General features: G+C 72.7%; 11 protein-coding genes. 4 read left to right on the forward strand and 7 right to left on the reverse strand.

Annotated features, from left to right (window positions below; genetic code table 11):
- Nucleotides 1-130 precede the first annotated feature (130 nt).
- Entirely contained in the window at nt 131-802 is a 672-nt protein-coding gene (locus tag ACWDD7_RS13500) for a response regulator transcription factor (protein ID WP_450457425.1), read from the reverse strand.
- A 227-nt stretch (nt 803-1,029) separates the two neighbouring features.
- Here ACWDD7_RS13500 and ACWDD7_RS13505 point away from each other — a divergent pair, with 227 nt between their 5' ends.
- Entirely contained in the window at nt 1,030-2,382 is a 1,353-nt protein-coding gene (locus tag ACWDD7_RS13505; RefSeq protein WP_450457426.1) for a COG1470 family protein, read from the forward strand.
- Nucleotides 2,383-2,754: 372 nt separating this feature from the next.
- On the opposite strand, the gene sbnA is transcribed toward ACWDD7_RS13505, so the two are convergent.
- From sbnA to ACWDD7_RS13535, 6 genes are all read right to left on the reverse strand, one after another.
- Nucleotides 2,755-3,780 (reverse strand): 2,3-diaminopropionate biosynthesis protein SbnA, encoded by a 1,026-nt coding sequence (sbnA, locus tag ACWDD7_RS13510; protein ID WP_450457427.1) that lies wholly within the window; start codon nt 3,778-3,780, stop codon nt 2,755-2,757.
- Nucleotides 3,781-3,814: 34 nt separating this feature from the next.
- Nucleotides 3,815-4,885 (reverse strand): 2,3-diaminopropionate biosynthesis protein SbnB, encoded by a 1,071-nt coding sequence (gene sbnB, locus ACWDD7_RS13515; RefSeq protein WP_450457428.1) that lies wholly within the window; start codon nt 4,883-4,885, stop codon nt 3,815-3,817.
- On the reverse strand, nt 4,882-5,886 hold the full coding sequence (locus tag ACWDD7_RS13520) for a TauD/TfdA family dioxygenase (protein ID WP_450457429.1): 1,005 nt from the start codon (nt 5,884-5,886) through the stop codon (nt 4,882-4,884). Before ACWDD7_RS13520 ends, sbnB begins: the two co-directional genes overlap by 4 nt.
- A gap of 42 nt (nt 5,887-5,928) precedes the next feature.
- Nucleotides 5,929-9,180: a non-ribosomal peptide synthetase gene (locus ACWDD7_RS13525; protein ID WP_450457430.1), complete on the reverse strand. Its 3,252-nt coding sequence runs from the start codon at nt 9,178-9,180 to the stop codon at nt 5,929-5,931.
- 13 nt (nt 9,181-9,193) lie between these two features.
- Nucleotides 9,194-11,779, reverse strand: a complete 2,586-nt coding sequence (locus tag ACWDD7_RS13530; protein ID WP_450457431.1) for a Pls/PosA family non-ribosomal peptide synthetase — start codon at nt 11,777-11,779, stop codon at nt 9,194-9,196.
- A 266-nt stretch (nt 11,780-12,045) separates the two neighbouring features.
- Complete coding sequence (locus ACWDD7_RS13535; RefSeq protein ID WP_450457432.1) at nt 12,046-12,537, reverse strand: hypothetical protein; 492 nt, start codon at nt 12,535-12,537, stop codon at nt 12,046-12,048.
- Between the two features lie 238 nt (nt 12,538-12,775).
- Between ACWDD7_RS13535 and ACWDD7_RS13540 the strand changes: the two genes are divergently transcribed.
- From ACWDD7_RS13540 to ACWDD7_RS13550, 3 genes are all read left to right on the forward strand, one after another.
- On the forward strand, nt 12,776-13,111 hold the full coding sequence (locus tag ACWDD7_RS13540) for a hypothetical protein (protein WP_351865156.1): 336 nt from the start codon (nt 12,776-12,778) through the stop codon (nt 13,109-13,111).
- A 147-nt stretch (nt 13,112-13,258) separates the two neighbouring features.
- Nucleotides 13,259-14,401, forward strand: coding sequence for an MFS transporter (locus ACWDD7_RS13545; protein ID WP_450457545.1), 1,143 nt, complete (start codon nt 13,259-13,261; stop codon nt 14,399-14,401).
- 455 nt (nt 14,402-14,856) lie between these two features.
- A complete protein-coding gene (locus ACWDD7_RS13550) occupies nt 14,857-17,256 on the forward strand; it encodes a tetratricopeptide repeat protein (RefSeq protein WP_450457433.1) in 2,400 nt (799 codons plus the stop codon).

Below are 17,256 nucleotides of genomic sequence, written 5' to 3' on the forward strand. Positions count from 1 at the left end.
GCCCCGCCACTGTGCGGCACGGGCGCGCGGCGCGGCAGGGCGGCGGGGACTCTCCCGGGGGAAGGCCGGCTTGCGCTTTCGGGCAGCCCCCGGGTGCCCGGACGGCCGTCCGCCCGTGGCCGAGCCCTCGTCAGATCAGCCCGTTGCGCAGCGCGTACCCCACGGCGTGGGCCCGGTTGCGCAGTTGGAGCCGCGTGGTCACCTCGTGCAGCACGTTCTTGACGGTCCGCTCGGAGTACGACGTCTTCTCGGCGATCTCGGCCGTGTCCAGACCCTCCGCCACCAGGCGCAGCATGTCCGCCTCGCGCGCGGTCAGCGTGGACAGGGAGAGCCCACGCGGATCGAGCGCCGAGCGCTGCAGGCTGCCGACGTGGGTGAGCAGCTTGCCGAGCAGGTCGCCTGGCAGCACGCCCTCGCCCCTGGCCAGCGCCAGCACCAGGTGCAGCAGCCGGTCCTGGTCCGCCTCGGAGCGCCGCAGCACCGCGCCCACCCCGCACTCGATCACCCGTTGCAGCGCCGCCGACTCGAAGGTGCCCACCACCAGTCCGGTGCGCGTGGTGGTGTTGCGCTGAAGCCGTTGCAGCAGGGCCGTCACCTCGTCGTCCACGGTGTCCACGACCACGAGCGAGATCTGCGCCCCCTCGGCGTCGCCGTCGGACAGAAGCTCTAACTCCGGGCGTTGCCGAAGCTGCTGGACCACGCCGATGTGCAGGACCAGATCCTGGGCATAGACGGCCACGGTCACCCGGGCCGGGCGGCCTACGGAGGCGGGGGCGGTCCCGCCGGGCATATGGACGATCATGAGCGTACTTTCTTTCGCAAGGCCGGACGTGGTGGCGTACTTCAGGACGCGGCCCGGGCGACGGCGGTGGCGCCCGGGTCGGTGGGATGGAGCACACATGACGCCTCGCGGCGTCAGCGGCCGTACTTCTACGCGGACTTGACCTTGCCCGCTGCGGGCACCCCGACTGCCCGGGTGTTGCCCCCGCATCTCTCGTGGCACGTCGGACGGGGCCCTATCGTCGTGGCGTGACGCCATCTGCAGCCTCTTCCGGACCCGGCGCCCCCGGCCTCGACATCCCGGCCGTGTCGGTGACCCCGGGCGGCACCGCGACCACCAGTCTGACCGTGCGCAACGACAGCGACATCGTCGAGGCGTACACGCTGGAGGTGGTGGGCGACTGCGCGCCCTGGGCGACCGTGGAACCCGCGCGTATCTCCCTCTACCCCGGCACCTCCGAGACGGTGACCATCACCCTGGCCCCGCCCCGCTCGCCGGAGGTACGGGCCGGCGATGTGCCGCTCGGCGTAAGGGTGTTGCCGGCCGAGCATCCCGAGTCGGTCACCGTGCCCGAGACCACGGTGCACGTCGAGGAGTTCCACGAGCTGCGGACCGAGATCCTCCCGCGCCGGCGGCGCGGCTGGCTGCGCGGCCGCTACCGGGTGGCGGTGCGCAACGAGGGCAACACCCCGACGCGGATCAGCTTCCGGCCCGAACAGGCCGGTGAGGAACTGCGGTTCGGGTTCACCCCGGCCACCCTGGACCTGGCGCCCGGCGAGTCGGCGGAGACCCGGCTGCGGGTGCGCATCGGCAAGCCGGTGTGGTTCGGCAAGCCCGCGGTCTGGCCGTTCACCGTGCACACCACCGACGGCGCGGCCGAGGAGCAGGCGGAGGCGGGCACCCGGCCCACGACGTACGTACGGCCCCCGCTGGAGGCCGAGTTCGTCCAGATCCCGATCTTCCCGAAGTGGCTGCTGGCCCTGCTCGCGGCCATCCTCGCGCTGCTGCTCGCCTGGTTCGCCCTGGTCCGTCCGGCGGTGCGCAGCGCCGCCCGGCAGGCCGCCGACGAGGTGGTCCAGCCGCGGCCCACACCCGGCGGCGGCAAGAACGGACAGTCGCCGGGTGTGGGCACGGGCACCGGCACCGGAACAGGCACCGGCACGGGGAAGGAACAGGGCGGCACCGGTCCGGGCGTGTCCTCGGGCGGCGGGACCGGCGGCACCGGCACCTCGGTGGGCGGCGGCGAGCAGAGCTCGACCACCATCGACGTGGAGACGTCGGGCGGGCAGGACAAGACCCGCAGCTACACGGTCCCGCAGGGCAAGGTGTTCGGTGTCACGGACATCGTGGTCGCCAACTTCCAGGGCGACGAGGGGGTCATGACCATCACCTTCGGCGACCGGAAGATCACCACGATCGCGCTGGAGACCTTCCGCAACCAGGACTACCACTGGGTCACCCCCATCGAGATCCCCGCAAACGCCACCGTCACCGCGAAAGTCACCTGCGCGAAGCCGGGCACACCGGCCACGGGCCGTCAGGCACAGCAGTGCCATGAGGTCCTGAATGTGAGCGGTGTACTCGCCGACGTCGCACGGTGAGGTGGCTTTTCTGAAAATAGTTCGCCTGGTGTGGCCGGTGAGGGAAGGGGAGACTTTCACTCCGTCCGAAAACCGATACCGGGCCGATCCACGCGGAGAATGCGCAGGTCAGTCTGGATGACCTGGGAAACCAAGGTCGTCCGCGGGCGGGACCGGGCCCCGGGGTTCCTCCCCCGCCCAAGGGAATGGCCAATTCCCTACCGTTCGTGTGGGGGAGGGGTGTGAGAGGGGGCGCGCGGGTGAGCGTACGCCCCCTTACGTCCCGAGGGGTACTGCCCTTTCCGGCCCCGCGGGGCTGCCCTCCCGGGCACGGCGAAGGGCGCCCTCCGGGCAACGGCCCGGGACAGGCGCCCCTTCCGGTGGAGCGTGGCGCTACGACCGGGGCCGGTGCTCCGACGCCCGGGTCGCGGACTCGACCTCCTCCGTCACGGTGTCCATCCCCTCGTCCTCCAGGACGTGATCGCCGTACAGGTCCTGGAGCCAGTTGGTCTGGTAGACGGTGTCGAGATAGCGCTCGCCCATGTCGGGCGCGATGGCGACGGCGGACAGGCCGCGGGCGTCGTGCCGGGCCAGCCATTCGGTGGCCCCGCTGACGACCGTCCCGGTGGAGCCGCCGAACAGGAAGCCCCGGCGGGCCATGCGGTGGCACATGCGGATGGTGTCCGCCTCCTCCACCCGGATCACCTCGTCCACGATGGACTCGTCCAGCAGTGGCGGGCGCATGCTCATGCCCAGGCCCGGGATCATCCGGCGGCCCGGCTCGCCGCCGAAGGCCACCGAGCCCACGCTGTCCACGGCGACGATCCGCACCGGCCGGTGCCACTGCCGGAACCAGCGGGCGCAGCCCATCAGCGTGCCGGTGGTGCCGGTCCCGATGAACACCACGTCCAGGTGCGGGAACTGCTGGGCGATCTCCGGGGCCGTGGTGCGGTAGTGCGCCCGCCAGTTGCCCGCGTTGGTGTACTGGCTCAGCCAGATGTACCGGTCGTCGGAGGCGCACAGCTGGCGCACGTACTCGATCCGTGTGCCCAGGAAGCCGCCGTTGGAGTCCTGGTCGGCGATGACGTGCACCTCGCTGCCGAGCGCCTCCATCAGCAGTCTGGTGGACAGGTTGCAACGGGAGTCCGTCACACACAGGAACTGGTAGCCCTTGCTGGCGGCGATCATGCTGAGCGCCACGCCGAGGTTCCCGGAGGAGGACTCGACGAGGATGGACTCCGGCGTCAGGAGTCCGTCCCGCTCGGCACTCTCCACCATCTCGTTCGCGGCCTTCAGTTTGATGGAGCCGGCGAAGTTGAAGCCCTCGCACTTCAGATGGAGGGGTTGTCCGCAGATCGACTCCAGGTCGACGAAGAGGTGGCCCTCGTTGAAGGCATAGGGAGCGGAAATGACAGGCACGGCGGACCTCCTGGTGCCGGGCCGAGGACGGGCCTCAGCCGTACCGGCGCAGGTCGTGGAAGAAGTCGTCGATGAGGCGGAGGCTGCCCGCCCGGGATACCTCGTCGTAGACGTACTTGCCGACGGCGAGATCGAGGACACCGAGTCCGAAGGGCGAGAAGATCACCGGCCGGTCGGCCGGCGGTGCGGCCCGCCCGCACAGCACGTCGTTGAGCGTGCCGTTGAGGAACTCGCGCTCGCCGGTGAGCTGTTCGACCAGATGCGGCGAGGTGTCGGCCTTCAGGCAGTGCTCGACGTCGTCGACGAAGTTCGCGGCGCCCAGCAGGACTTCGGGGGCCAGGTCCCGCAAGGACACGTGCAGGACCACGGGGTTGTGGTCGAACCAGGCCGGATCGCTGACGTGCGGCGTTCCGGCGACGGTCGCGAAGACCACGAGATCGCTGGCGCGGACCAGGTCCTCGGCACTCTCGTGCACGGTGACCCGCCCGCCCGCACCGCTTTGGCCCAGATATCCCCGGAACCCCTCGGCGCTGTCGGCGGACACGTCGTGCACACCGATCGCCTCGAACTCCCAGCCGGTGCCGGCCAGGAAGGTGTGGATGTACCGGGCGATCAGCCCCGTGCCGAAGAACCCGACCCGCGCGGGCCGGGAGGGCCGGCCGCGGCTGAGCCAGTCGGCCGCGAGCGCCGCGGACGCCGCGGTCCGGGTGGCGCTGATGATGGAGCTTTCCAGACAGGCGAACGGGTAGCCGGTCTCCGGGTCGTTGAGGATCAGCACCGCGGAGGCCCGCGGCAGCCCCGAGCGCACGTTGTCCGGGAAGCTGGAGATCCACTTCAGGCCGTCCACGTGCACCGAACCGCCGATGGAGGCCGGCAGCGCGATGATCCGCGAGGAGGGACGGTCCGGGAAGCGCAGGAAGTACGAGGGCGGGTTCACCGACTCCCCGGCGCCGTGCAGCCGGTAGGTGGCCTCCACGAGCGCCACCAGTTCCCTCTCGCGCCCGGCCAGCGCTCGCTGCACCTGCTCCCCGGAGATCACCGAGAAGGTCGGCGCCGAGGGGGTGCCCGCGGCCCGCTCGGCCGCTGTCGTCAGCAGATCGGTCATCGCCCGCTCGCCTCCGGGGTCGGGCGGCCGTCGGCGAGCCGGCGCGGCTCCGCCATGCCCACCAGCACCTCGCGGTCGCCGGTGAACGGCTCCCGGCTGTGCGCGGTACCGATGTTGTCCACGAGCAGCAGATCCCCGGCCTGCCAGGGCTCGCGCCGGGTGTGTGCCTCATAGGTGGCGTTGAGCTGCTCGATCACCTCCTCGGCGATCGGACTGCCGTCCCCGTAGCGGGTGTTGAAAGGCAGCCCGTCCTCGCCGTACATGTCCACCAGGTACTCGCGCACCTCCGGGGACAGGGTCCACTCGTTGAGGAAGGCGATCTGGTTGAACCAGCCGCGCCGGCCCGTGACCGGGTGGCGCACGACCGCGCTGCGCCGCTGCTCGGTGTAGAGGGAACCGTCGGCGCGCCAGGTGTACTCGATGGCGTGCGCCCGGCAGTAGCGCTCGATCTCCTCGCGGTCCTCCGTACCGAAGGACTCGGCCAGCGAGGCCCCGATCTCGTCGTTGTAACTGCGGGTCAGCATCCAGCCCTCGCGCTCGAACCGCTCGGTCAGCGAGGCGGGCAGCGCGTCCAGCACCTCCTCGGCGTCGGCCACCGCCGTGGCCCCGCCCTCCGCGGGCGCGGTCAGGCACGCGAACAGCATCAGGGAGGGCACGTCCAGCGTGTAGCTCAGCTCGTGGTGCATGCACATCGGCTGGTTGGCCGGCCACGGCGTGGAGGTGTACACCCCGGGCCCGCGGGCCTCGCGCGGCGCGAACGCCTCCCGCTCCGCCATGAGTTCACCGGCGATCCGGGCGAAGACGGCGCCGACCCGGTCCGCGTCCCGCAGTCCCAGACCGCGGACGAGCAGTGCCCCGTGCTCGGTCACCAGGGCGCGCAGCGCCTCACGGTGCTCGCCCGCCCAACTCGGCGCGTCGCCGGGGGAGTCGACGCGCAGCAGCGCCGGTCTGTGCGGCCGCAGCTCCACCTGGAGCGGCGCTGCCAGTGATGAGAACGGCATCTCTGTTTCCTTTCGGTTGCCCGTCTGGAGGGTCCGCGTGGCTCAGGACGTGGTCAGGGGTACGGCGGCCAGCACGGCCCGAGCCGCCTCGGCCGGTCGCGTGCGCGGGAAGTAGTGGCCTCCGTCGGCGAGTTCGTGCAGCTCCACCCGGTCGGCCAGCAGCAGCCAGTCCCGGTGGCGCTCGGCGGAGCCGGCGGTGTGCGGATCGTCGGCCGCGACGACCACCGTCAGGGGCGCCGACAGCCTGGGCGGCGACGGGTCCTGGAGGGCCGTGCGGAAGTAGCGGTGCGCGGCCACGCAGTCGTGCCGGTAGGCGGCGCCGATGTGCTCGGCGTGCGCCTCGTTCAGCTCGGCCAGCTCGGTGTAGCCGCTGTCCGCGGTGAGCCGCGCCGCGATCTCGGCGTCGCCGAGTCCGGTCAGCTCGGCGACGGACGCCCCGCGTTCGTCGGCGGTACCGAGGAGCTGGGCGCCGACGAACACCCGGGTGACCTGCACGCCCCGCTCGGTCAGCCGCCGCGCGGTCTCGATCGCGGGCGCGGCGCCCGAGGAGTGGCCCCACAGCATCACCCGGCTCAGTCCGCGCGCGACGATCTCCGCCGCGACCTGCTCGGCCACCTGCGCGATCGAGACGAACGGCTCCTGGTGCGCGGCGAGGTCGTGGCCGGGCAGGTCCACCGCGAGAACGGTGAGCCCGCTGTCGGCCAAGGCGCTCGCCATCGGCTGGAAGTTGACCGCGTTGCCGCCCGCGTACGGGAAGCACACCAGCGCGCCCTCGGCCGCGCCGCCCCCCTCCGCGAGCGGCTGGAGCAGCTCGCCGTGCTGCCCGCTCGCGCCGTCCAGCAGCGCGGCCAGGTCGGCGAGTACCGGGTGCCGGGTGATGTCCTTGAGGGACACCGCGCGCTCCAGCGCGATGCTGAGCTTGACCGCGGTCAGCGAGGTGCCGCCGGAGTCGAAGAAGTGGTCCGACCGGTGCACCTGTTCGGCGGGCACGCCCAGCACCCCGGCCCAGGCCACGGCGAGCCGCCGTTCGGCCGCACCGAGCGGGACGTCCGCCGCCGCGGTTCCCTCCGCGACCGGCGCGGCCTCGGCGGCCAGCGCGGTCAGCGCCTTCCGGTCGATCTTCCCGTTGGCGGTCAGCGGCAGCGCGTCCCGCCAGTGGAAGGCCGAGGGCACCATATAGGCGGGCAGCACCGCGCCGAGCGCCTCGCGCAACTCCTCCACCGGCCGGGCCGGACCCGAGCAGAAGGCGATCAGATGCCTGCTCCCGCCGCCGCGCTCGGTGACCACCACCGCCGCGTCCCGCACCCCGGCCACCCGCAGCAGCGCGTTCTCGATCTCGCCGATCTCGATGCGGAAGCCGCGGATCTTCACCTGGTTGTCCCGGCGGCCCAGGAACTCCAGCTTGCCGTCCGGGTGCCAGCGCCCCCAGTCACCACCGAGGTAGAGCCGCTCACCGGGCCGGTACGGGTCCGTGCGGTACGCCTCCCGGGTCCGCTCGGGATCGTTGACGTACCCCCGGCCCACGCAGACGCCGGAGAAGGCGATCAGGCCGGGCGCGCCCAGCGGCACGAGGGACAGCCGCTCGTCCACCACGTAGACGCGCACGTTGTTCACCGCGCGTCCCAGCAGCACCCGCTCCGGCACCCGGTCCAGGACCTCGTGATTGGTGTCGTCCGAAGTCTCGGTCAGCCCATAGGCGTTGAGCAGCCTGATGCCCGGCTGGATCGCGAACCAGCGCTGCGTCAGCTCGCGCTTGAGCGCCTCGCCGGTCACCGACACACAGCGCAGGTCGGGCAGTTCACGCGGCCGCTGCTCCAGGTACGAGACCACGACCTCCAGATAGGAGGGCACCAGCTGCGCCACCGCGACCCGCCCGGCGGTGAGCGTGTCCACGAAGCGCTCCACGTCGGTGATCTCGTCCTGCCCGACCAGCAGGGTCCGCCCGCCGACCATGAGCGCGGACACCAGCTGCCACAGCGAGATGTCGAAGCACTGCGGCGCCGTCTGCGCCACCACCGAGCCCTCGTCGATGCCCAGGTCGTCGATCTTGGCGAAGAGATGGTTGAGCAGGCCCGCGTGCTCGCACATCGCCCCCTTCGGCTCGCCGGTGGAGCCGGAGGTGAAGTAGATGTACGCCAACTGGTCGGCGTCCACCCGCACGCCGAGGTCGTCATCGGCGTGCGGCTCCGCGTACGCCTCCTCGACCAGCAACCGCCGTGCCCCCGCCACCGAGGCCAGCGCCTCGTCCAGGGTTCTGGTGCTGCCGGACTCGGTCAGCACCAGCCGGCAGCCCGCCCGCGACAGCGTTGCCGCGATCCGGCCGGCCGGGAAGTGCGGCTCGATCGGCAGATAGGCGCCGCCCGCCTTGAAGACCGCGAGCGTGGCCGCCAGCCAGTCGAGGTCGCGCTCCATGACGACGGCGACCACGTCCTCCCGCCCGAGGCCCCGCTCGACGAGCGCCCGCGCCAGCCGGTTGGCCCGCCGGTTCAGCTCGTCGTACGTCCACTCCCGCTCGCCCTGCACGGCCGCCACCGCGTCCGGCCGCGCCCGCACCCGCTGCTCGAACAGCTCGTGCGCCCGCGCCTCGGGCAGCGGCCGGTGCGGCCCGGCCAGCCCCTCCAGCTGTTCGTGCACCTCGGCGCCCGACAGCAGGCTCCGCGCGCCGTGGTCGGCGTCAGGGTCGGTGGCCAGCAGTCCGAGGGCGGTCAGGTGGTAGCCGCCGATCCGGGCCGCCGCGTCGGCGTCCAGGACGTCCTTGCGGTACCCGAGGCGCAGCAGCAGCCGTCCGCCCCGGTCGGACCAGCGCACCTCAAGGACACCGTCGTCGGCGTGGTTCTCGTCGGCCCCGATCGGCCCGAACACCACCTCGTACGGCGGCTCGGTCAGCCCGAGTTCGCGGCGCAGCTTCTCCACCGGGAACTCCCGGTGCGCCAGCACCCCCGCCTCGGCGTGCTCGGCCGCCGCCGCCAACTCCCGCCAGGAGCCCGGGCGCACGGCCAGCCGGCAGGGCAGCGGTTCGCCCCGCACCCCGGTGGTGTAGCCGGTGACCACCTCGGGCTCGCCGGACAGCGCGGCCAGCACCTTGGCGTGCGCCGCGAGCAGCAGCGCGCTGACCGGCACCCCCTGGCGCGCCACCAGCTCGCGCACCGCCCGCGCCACCTCGTCCGGCACCGGCATCTCGTGCTCGGCCGTCCCGGGCGCCGGTTCCCGCACCCAGCGCGGCACCGAGGTGACACCGCCGGCGGTCAGCACCCGCTGCCAGAACTCCCGGTCCGCTTCCACGCGCGTTCCCATCGAATGGCCTTCCTCAACTCACGGTCGCCGCAGGGGCGCTGGTTGTGCACGCGGACCCGGAGGGGGTGCCGGGCGGACCGTCGGCCGTCGGCATCTCCACCGCGGGATTGCCGCCCCACCGCGCGTGCGGCGGCACTTCCTCGCCCTTCATGAGGAAGGAGTCGGAGACCAGCACCGAGCCCTCGCCCATCGTCACGCCGTAGTGGACATGGGCGGAGACGCCCAGCGTGACGCCGGCGCCCAGCCGGATGAAGTCGGACTTGAAGGTGCCGTCCTCCTGCGAGTGGCACTGGATCTTGCTGCCCGCGTTGAGAGTGCACTCGTCACCGATGACCGCGAGGGTCCGGTCGGTGATGTAGCAGCCGTCGTCGAACACCCTGCGGCCCACCCGCACGCCCATCAGCCGCCAGACCAGGCACTTGAAGGGGGTGCCGTTGAAGATGTTGAGCCACTCCGACGGCACCTTCCACAGGCGCTCGATCCGCCAGAAGTCCCGGTCGTAGATGGAGCACAACTGCGGTCGCAGCCTGCGGAACCTGGTCATGCAGCGCTCCAGCACGATGTAGTACGCGGTGGAGAAGGCGAGCGTCAGCGCCAGATAGGCCGCTATCACCACATGGCCTGCCATGCCGTACAGATCCACCGAGGCGAGCGCCAGCAGGGTGAGCACGAAGACGTGCAGCCAGCGGGCGCACAGCCACCAGGCCATCGAGCGCAGGTTGTAGCGGTTCTTCGCGTCGAGGCGCCGGCTCAGTTCGTCGCCCTCGCGCAGATGGTCGAAGCGGGCGTCGCGGTCGACGGAGCGCGGGATCTCGAAGCACGGCGAACCGAGCAGGCCCACGCCCTGTCTGATCTCGCCGTCCAGCGGGATCATCACCTTGGTCGCGAGCAGGCAGTTCTCGCCCGTCCTGCCGCCCACCGGGTAGGCGATGTTGTTGCCGAGGAAGTTGCGCGGCCCGATCGACACCTTCGACAGCCGGAACGACGTGCTCGAATAGTCCGCGTTGAGGACGGACAGTCCGTCCGCCACCATGGTGCCGCTGCCGACCGAGACCAGCAGCGGGGTCTCGTGCTGCATCTCGGTGCCGAAGTTCGACCCGGTCTGCTCGACGTGCGACAGGTCGTACCCGAGTCCGCGCAGGTAGTGCACGATGAACGAGCTGTCGCCGAAGAGCCAGGCGAAGAACTTCACGTTCGTCACGCGGGCCGTCACCCGGTGCAGCGCGTAGTGGAGGCCGTAGAGCGGATAGACCCGGTCGGGCCGGACGACCAACCCCAGCAGCCGCGGCAGCGTGTACAGGACTGCCAGGCCCACGACCGCGAAGCCGAGGAACAGCGCGAGGGAGAGCAGCAGCGAGTCCGTGAGCAGCTCGGCCGGTGCGAGCGACTGCGTCTGCGGATCGAGCCGCTTGCCGATCGCCGGTACCTGGGTGAACAGCATGTACATCCCGCCGACGGCCAACGGAATGTAGAGAAACAGCATTTGGAGCAGTGTGCCGAGGCCGAACCAGGCGCGCCGCAGGGTGCCGCACCGGGCGGGAGCGACGCGCAGGTAGTCGGTACCCGTCGGTTCCGCGGGGGAGCCGTGCCAGCGTTCGCCGGCCGGGACCGACTGGCCGCGGTGCAGCGCCGAGGCGTGCCCGAGCTGCGATCCGTCGCCCATCGAGGTGTCGATGTCCAGGGTGGTCTTCTCGCCGATGAACACGCCCTCGCCCAGGGTGACCCGGCCGGTCTGGACGCGTCCCGCGTGCGCCCGGTAGGCGAGGATGAAGGAGTCCTTGCGGATCACCGTCCCGGCGCCGATGGTCACCAGGTCGGTGCAGACCGGCAGGGTGTGGGAGAGGATCGTCACCCCTTTGCCGATCCGCGCGCCCAGGGCCCGCAGATACAGCACGTACAACGGGGTGCCGGCGAGGAGGACCATCGGGTTCGCGTGCAGCAGCACCTTGACGAGCCAGAAGCGCATGTACGCGAGGCCCCACAGGGGGAACTCGGTCTCTTTCCAGCGGCCGACCAGCACCCACTTCACCAGGATCGGGAAGACGCACAGGGCGATGAAGCCGCCGCCGCCGAAGAGCAGCGACCGTACGTAGATGTCGGCGACGCCCCTGCCGTCGGCGACCCACTCGTAGCCGGTCCCGGCGACCAGCCCGGAGACGAGCGAATAGCCGAGGAAGACCAGCAGTTGGAAGGTCCCGCACAGGAAATGGGTCAGCCGGCCGGTGTGCGGCGGTGGCTCGGGAGGCGCAACGGGTGCCGCCGCCGGGACGGCCGTGGCTTCGGCCGGCGCGGGAGTGGCCGGCGCGAGGGCCTCGGCCAGGTCCCGGACGGTGGGGTACCGGTAGATGTCCCGCATGGACGGGGACGGCAGGTCGGGCCGCTTGCGCACCCGTGCGCAGAACTGGGCCATGACCAGGGAGTTGGCGCCGAGGTCGGTGAAGAAGTGGCTGTCCACCGCGACCTGTTCGGCGCCCACGACCTCGGCGAGCGCGTCCGCGAGTCTGCTTTCGGTCTCTCTTCTGTCCGGGCCGGCGCCGCTCACGGGGAGGGCGGGTGCGTCCGGCCCGCTTATATCGATCTCGGAAGACTGCTCCACCATTCCATCTCCTCGAGAACGTTCTGGATCGTTGATGCACATTCCTGATCACGAACCGCCAGTTCAGTGTGGACAGGGCACCGTAAGCCTGTCATTTCGAACCAATCGTCCAACTCGCCGGAAATGCCGTTCAGGGCCGTGATCCTTGGCAGTGCGGGCCTGAGGGGCGATGCGGATCACCCGAATGGCGGTTCACTCGTGCGGCAGCGCCGAGGTTCAGGTGGAGTTGCGTGGCGGTGGTTTCGGGCCCGGGGCGCGGATCGGCGGGGTCAGTAGCGCAGGGCCGTGCCGACGGCCGCCCGCACCTCGCCGTGCAGCCTGCGGTTGCTGCGCGCGGTGCCGTGGCCGGAGGCGTGCGCGGCCACGTGCTCGACCGTCAGCACGACGACGTCCAGCAGATTGCCGCCGCTGTCCGTGAAGTTGACCTGGACCGCGAAGGACTTGGCGGAGGCGGCGGTGTTGCGGGCGGTCACCGTGGTGGTGGCCCGGCCGTCGCGGTCGAGGCCGACCGTGCCGAGGCTCACCTGGTCCTTGGCGGACAGACCGCCCCTGGCCTCGTCGAGTCTGCGGCTGGCCTCCGCCGAGGCGGAGGCGAGCGCGTCCCCGCCGCGGGAGGCGAGCGAGGCGGCGGCGGAGGCGGCCGAGGCCGCCTGCTCGGCGGGGGTGGGGGACTTCTGCCCGCCGTTGCCGCACCCGGCCGCCGTCACCAGGGCCAGGGCCAGTGCCGTGCCCGCCGCGATCCGTCTCCAGTGCCCTGCCATGGGTGACTCCCGTGCCCTCGCCGCCGATTCGTTCCCCTCAGTGAAGGGTGGGCGGCGGCGCCCCGCACACCGGATGCGACACCCGGGCCACACGGGCACCCGGAAGGCCCCGGAGGCGCCGCTGAACAGGCGATGTACCCGCTGTGGGTGCCTTCACCGGGCGGTGCGGCGCACTCTGACGGATAGTGGTGGGGGACCAGTTCCCCCCGGCAGTACCCGTCTTGGTACAGGAGGCCCGATGCGCGCTTCACGGTCGCTGGCCGCGCTCACCGGTTTCGCGTTGCTCGGCATCGCGCTCACCGCCTGCCAGGACCAGGCGTCCGGTCAGATCGTGGCCCGGCACAACGGGCGGATCGTGCAGAACCTCACCAACCCCTCGGTCAAGGGCTGCCACCGCTTCCCCGAGGGCATCACCCAGGTCACCAACCAGACCCAGAGCAGCCTCCGCCTCTACACGACCCCCGACTGCACCGTGCCCCCGGGCGGCTCCTACGTCTTCCTGGACATCGGCGCGACGGACCAGGCGGTCAGGGCGACGGGTCTGTGGAACAGCTTCTCGTTCGCACCGGAGTGACGGGGGCGGCCGCGCCCGAGGGTGCTACGTTCGCCCTGTGTCGAGCGTGGAACACAGGGACCGGTACCGTCGCCGGGCCGCGTGCGAGCACCCCCGGCTCCCGTCCGCGGGACAGCCGTGACCGCGCCCTGGGCCCCGCCCCGGCGGATGTGGCCCCTGTACGCCGCGGGATTCACCACCGCCTTCGGGGCCCACGGAGTCGCCGCCAACCTCGGCGGCCACACGAAAGGCGCCGTCACCTCCCTGCTCGTGCTGGGCGGGCTGCTCGCGCTGTACGACGGGGCCGAGGTCGTCCTCAAGCCGGCCTTCGGCACCCTCGCCGACCGCGTCGGCGCCCGCCCCGTGCTGCTCGGCGGGCTCGCCGCCTTCGCCGCCGCGTCCGCGCTGTACGCGGGCGCGAACAGCCCCGGCTGGCTGTGGGCCGCGCGCCTCGGCCAGGGCGCCGCGGCCTCCGCCTTCTCGCCGTCCGCCGCCGCCCTGGTCGCCCGGCTCAACCCGGTGGCGGGACGAGGACGGGCCTTCGGGAGTTACGGCTTCTGCAAGTCCCTCGGCTACGCGCTCGGCCCCCTGCTCGGCGGAGTCGTGGTGTGGGCCGGCGGCCTGCGGCTGCTCTTCGCCGTCCTCGCGGTGCTCGGCGGCGCGGTCGCCGCCTGGGCCGCGCTCGCCGTGCCCGTCGTACCCCCGCTGCCCAAGGCGCGGCAGACGGTGCTGGACCTCGCCCGGCGACTGGCCGACCCGGCGTTCCTCGCCCCGACGTCGGCGCTCGCGGCGGCGACCGCGGCACTGTCGGCCGGGGTGGGCTTCCTGCCGGTGTCCGGCCGCGCCGACGGGCTCGGCACGGTGGCGACCGGCGCGGCGGTGTCGGTGCTGGCGTGCTGCGCGGCCGTGGTCCAGCCCCGGGCCGGACGCGCGCTGGACGCCGGCCGGATCGAACCCCGCAGCGGCCTGGCCGTCGGCCTCGCGGTCACCGCGGCGGGCCTGGCCTGCGCGATGCTGCCCGGCCTGACCGGCATCCTCCTCGGCGCCGCCCTCACCGGCACGGGCACCGGCCTGATCACCCCGCTCGGCTTCGCCGCCCTGGCCGCGAGCACGCCCGCCGAACGCCTCGGCCAGACCATGGGCACCGCCGAACTCGGTCGCGAACTCGGCGACGCGGGCGGCCCCCTCCTCGTCGCCGCGACCGCCTCCGTGGCCACTCTCACCTACGGCTTCGGCGCCCTCGCGGCGCTGATCGCCCTGGGCGCGCTCGCCGCGTTCACCACCCTACGGTCGCGAACCGGAGGACCGTGAACGGACCTACGGAGGCGTCCGGTTCGCAGGGATCACCGATCACCGGGTCCTCGTCCGGTGCGCCGCCAGGAGTTCACGAGCCCCGGTGTACGTCGCCTTGTCGACGAGGGGCATGAAGGCCATCCGGACCCAGCCACCGCCGCCGTCCCGGTACGTCATTCCGTTCACCACCCGAAACGGCCCGTACCCCCACCCTTCCCCGGGGACGGAACCGCCGACAGGGCTCTTCGGCCCTCCCCCCGACCGGTCGGCACCCCCGCGGGGAGTGCGCCCACGCGACGCCCGGCCGGCGCTCCCGGACCAGCCGGTCCTCCCGCCGCCCCGGGTCGGCGGCGGCCCGGCACCGGGGCCCGGGCCGGCCGATGACCGCCGCTCCGCCCAAGGCCCTCGTCCGCCCCCTCCCCCTGCCCCTTTGTCGATACGATGGCCGTGATGGCGAGTCGGGGGAGTGCTGGGTGGAACCGTTGATGGACGTGGTGTTCTCGGCTGTCGGCACGGTCGCCTCGGGCGCGCTGTCCGGTGCGGGCGGCGAGATGGGCAGGCGGATCTCGGAGCGGCTCCACGGACTGCTCAGCCGGGCGGGGACCGAGCCGGGCACGCCCTCCGGTCAGCAGGTGCTCGTCCTGCCCCGCACCGAGCAGGAACGCCGGGCCGCCGCCTTACAACTGGTCGAACTCGCGCGCAGCTCACCGGAGTTCGCCCGCGAGGTGCGGGAGTGGGCCCGGGCGGCGTCCTGGCTGGCGCCGCGCGCGGTGGCGGCCGTGGCGCCCGGAGCGTCCCGCCCGCAGATGCTGCCGCCCGCGACGGCGGCGTTCACCGACCGGGAGGACGTGCTCTCCTGGATCAGGGACCTGCTGGACGACGCCGGCCGATCGCCGGGCGCTCCGGTCGTCGCCACCCTCACCGGGCCGGGCGGCATCGGCAAGACCGCGACCGCCGTACGGTGCGCACACGAGCTGAGCGAGCGCTTCCCCGACGGGGAGCTGTTCGTCGATCTGGCCGGCGCTTCCGCGGGGACCGCCCTCACGCCCTCCGAGGCGCTCGTCCGCCTCTTGGAGGGCCTCGGGACCGGCACCATCCCCGGCGACGAAGCCCGCCAGCGGGACCTGTTCCGGGACTGCACGGCCGGCCGGCGCATGATCGTCGTACTGGACAACGCACTGGACGACGCCCAGGTCCTCCCCCTGCTGCCCGCCTCGCCCGGCTGCCTCGTCCTGGTGACCAGCCGGCACCGGCTCGGCCGGGTCGTGGCCGAGCACGGGGCGCACCCCTTCACCCTGCGGCCGCTGTCGACCGCGGACTCCGTGCTGCTGCTGCGGCGCGTCGCCGGGCGCGCGCGGTCGGCCGCTCCGGAGGAGGCCGTACGGGCCGTCGCGGAGGGCACCGGCGGCATCCCGCTCGCGGTGTGCACCACCGGCGCCGGGCTCGCCGTCCGCGAACACCTCACCTGGGACCGCGTGGCGCGCGGACTCTCCGAGCGGATCCACGGCACGAGGCAGACGGGAGCCGCCATGGGAGACGTCGGCCCGGACACCCCCGCCGACCCCGTCCGGCTCGCCCAGGACGTGTCGTACGGCGAACTCACCCCCGCGTGCGCCGCCTTCTACCGCGCGCTCGCGGTATGGGCCTGGCCCACCGTGAACGTCCTGTGCGCCAGGCACGCGGCAGGCGTCGAGGAGGCCGAGGCCCGGGACATGCTGGAGCAGTTGGCCCGCGTCCACCTGCTGGAGGAGGTCGCGGAGGAGCGCTACCGCTTCCACGACCTCGCCCGCGCCCACGCCCGCGAGCTGGCGGTCGCCGAGGACGGGGAACGCCGGATGCGTGACGCCGTCCGCCGGGTGGCGGTCGCGTATCTGCGGTTCGCCGCGGCCGCGGACCTGCGGGTGATCGGGCAGCGCTGGCACCTCGGCCCCGTCTACGACCGCCTCGCCGCCCCGGTCGACCCCGAACCGGGCGACGCCGCGAGGGCGTTGGCGGAGCTGCGCGCCGAACGGGAGAACATCGCGGCCGTCATCCACGCGGCCGATCACCACGGCTTCGACGACCTCGTCTGGCAGCTGTGCGAGGCGATGTGGAGCCTGCACCTGCGGCTCGGCTTCCACGCCCAGTGGATCGACACGCATCTGCGCGGTGTCGAGGCCGCCCGCCGTGGCGCCGAGGAGTTCGGCGACCGGCGCGCGGTCGGCCGCATGCTGGTCCAACTCGCCTTCGCCTACATGGGAGTCGGCGAGGCCGACAAGGCGGAGGAGGCCCTGGAACAGGCCGTCGCGGCGGACGAGGCCTGCGGCCATCCGCGCGGCCAGGCGTCCGCCCTGGAGGCTCTCGGGCTGCTCCGCCTCAAGCTGTGGCGCCACGACGAGGCACGGCAGGGCTTCGAGGAGGCCCAGCGCATCCTCGGCCGCATCCGCGAGGGCGACGAGGGATGGCGGGACGTGCCCCGCGCCACCGCCCTCCTGGCGCACCACATCGGCCGCGTCCTGGCCCGCGAGGGCCGGTTCCCCGCCGCCTACGAGCGGTTGAACGACGCGCTGGTCCGCTTCCGCACCCTGCCCGACGGCGCCGACACCTACAACGAGGGCCGCGTCTACATGAGCCTGGGCGAGGCCCACCTCGGCGCGGGCGACCCCGAACTCGCCCTTGTCTGCCTGGACAAGGCCGTCGAGATCATGACGGCGGAGGGCGCGGGGCTCCAGCTCGCCGACGTGCTGGAGCAGCGTGCCGAGTGCCACGACCGCTCGGGCCATCCGGCGCGGGCGGCCGAGGATCTGCGGGCCGCCGCCGCGTACTACGAGGAGCAGGGGAACGCCGTCGGCACGGAGCGGGCCCGCGCGCGCCTCGCCGCACTGGAGGTCTGA

Source organism: Streptomyces sp. NPDC001056 (genome assembly GCF_053598955.1).